Below are 1,850 nucleotides of genomic sequence, written 5' to 3'. Positions count from 1 at the left end.
GTCGCATTCGGCGCCGAGGTCAAGACAAACGTGCTGACAGATGAAGCCGGTCGCGTCCCGGTGCAGTTCCCGGCGCCTGCGGGCCCCGGTTGCCAGTCACTGGAGTTGTCAGCCAGCCTGGAAGGGTTTCGCACCGTGTCTCGTACCATCGAAATTGACAAGGGCAGGCCCACGCAAGACAGCTACGCACTGAACATGCTGCCCGAGGGCGTCGCATCGTGTATCCAGAAGGCCAGGCCGGCCGTTGTAGTGGGATTTTTCCGCCCGGCACCGGGCAGGCCGGATCCGGATCTTTCAGCACGCATAGCCGATACCTTGCGCTACGACCTGCTCACCCAGATCCAGAAAGCCAACTTTGTGGCAACAAGGCAGCCTGGCGTCTTCCCCTGCAGTTCGGCCCAGCCAAAGGTACCGGAGCGCTACGGCAAGTACGCGCAACTGATGGGTGCGGATGCCTATGTCGGTGGATTCGTGACCAGCCCCGATCCGGTCAAGGTCAAGGTGCAGATTGCAGTCGCAGACGGACACGGCGTCATGCTCGTGCCGCTGACCGCGACCAGCACCAATGTCGATCTGGACGATCCGACCATGGCCAGGCTGGCGCCCGAGGCGAACGCCGCCGTACTCACGGCCCTGGCCATCGGCTACAAACTTTCGGACAAGCCGCAGGAATGCATCGACCTGATTGCCGCATCCGAACGCATGCTGGGCGAACTGACTCCGGCTCTCGGTGACTTGCGTGAAGAGTGCAAGGCCGCGCTGCCGAACAGGGGGCTGCTGTGATGACCCGCATACTGGTTTCGATACTCGGTCTTTTCCTGATCGCTGCTGCACCCGTCGCCCATGCCGAGGTGAGCGTTGACGTCAACAAGGACATCGACAGTGTTCTCGCCGGCGACGTGCCACTCCTGCATCTGCCTGATGCCGAATTCCGAATCGCCGTTTTCGAGTTCGAGGATCCGGACAAGACCGGCCTTGGCAGTTCGATATCGACCCTGATTGCACGTGAGGTGCTGTTGCGCAGCGGCCTGCGATCGCTGGGTATCCTCAATTACTACGGCTCGCTTGAACCGACGCGGAAGTATCCGCAGAGCTACTTCGACAAGGTTGATCTCGTACTTCGGGCGCAGAAGGCCAGTCTTGCCATCTGGGGCATTGTCCGCCGTGATGGAAAGTCGATCGTCATCGATGTTCAGGCGCAGCTGCCTGATTCCCTGGTAGATGAATCGTTTGCCTGGTCGCTCAAGCTGCCGCGGGCCATGGGCGGTGAAACACTCCATGCTAAGGTTTCACCCACGCGCATGCAGATCCAGCATGTTCGCTTGCCACAGGAGTTCGGTACAACACTGGTGGCCATGGCGCGTTCCAGCAACGTGACGAGGGAATCGCCATCAGCAAGTGCCAGCGTTGCAGCCCGGGTTTCCAGGTATTCGGCGTTGTCAGTGGCAGAAACGCGAGGGTCGTGGTCGAAGCTTGTGGTTGATGGCAAGGCTGGCTGGGTCCAGCGTCCCACCGAGTGCACGCGTGAGTGCGAGAAGCTGCTTGGAACGGCAAGTTTTGTCGGTGCGCTTCTGAAATTCCCGGAAGGTGCTCCTGCGCCTGCCGTGTCCAGGGAACTTTCGCCCGACACGGTCATTGTTTCTCGTCAGTTATCGGTGTTGGGTGATCTTCGCGAGAAGAAATTTCGGCCGGCCGAGACCTATCTGACGCGTTGGGATGGTGGCAAGGCCGAAGGCTACGGCGCACCGTACGCCGACTTTCTTGCCCTTGGTGCGCTGGCGGCCGAACTGCACAAGCAGCGAGACAAACCCTATGACGAGATACGGCTCGACGAGGCATTCGTGCGGAAG

General features: G+C 60.5%; 2 protein-coding genes. Both read left to right on the top strand.

The genetic code is table 11. From position 1 onward, the window contains the following. Positions 1–783 (top strand): hypothetical protein (locus WBP53_RS02000; protein WP_423925412.1); only part of this gene is annotated, 783 nt, incomplete at its 5' end. Further along, the coding region (locus WBP53_RS01995; protein ID WP_423925410.1) for a hypothetical protein at positions 783–1,850 on the top strand (1,068 nt) is incomplete at its 3' end. The genes WBP53_RS02000 and WBP53_RS01995, both read left to right, overlap by 1 nt.

It is taken from the genome of Dokdonella sp. (assembly GCF_049593775.1).
In the GTDB taxonomy this organism is placed as follows: domain Bacteria; phylum Pseudomonadota; class Gammaproteobacteria; order Xanthomonadales; family Rhodanobacteraceae; genus Dokdonella.
The sequence above is the reverse complement of the archived record's forward strand: the minus strand, read 5'-3'. Positions and strand labels throughout refer to the sequence as shown.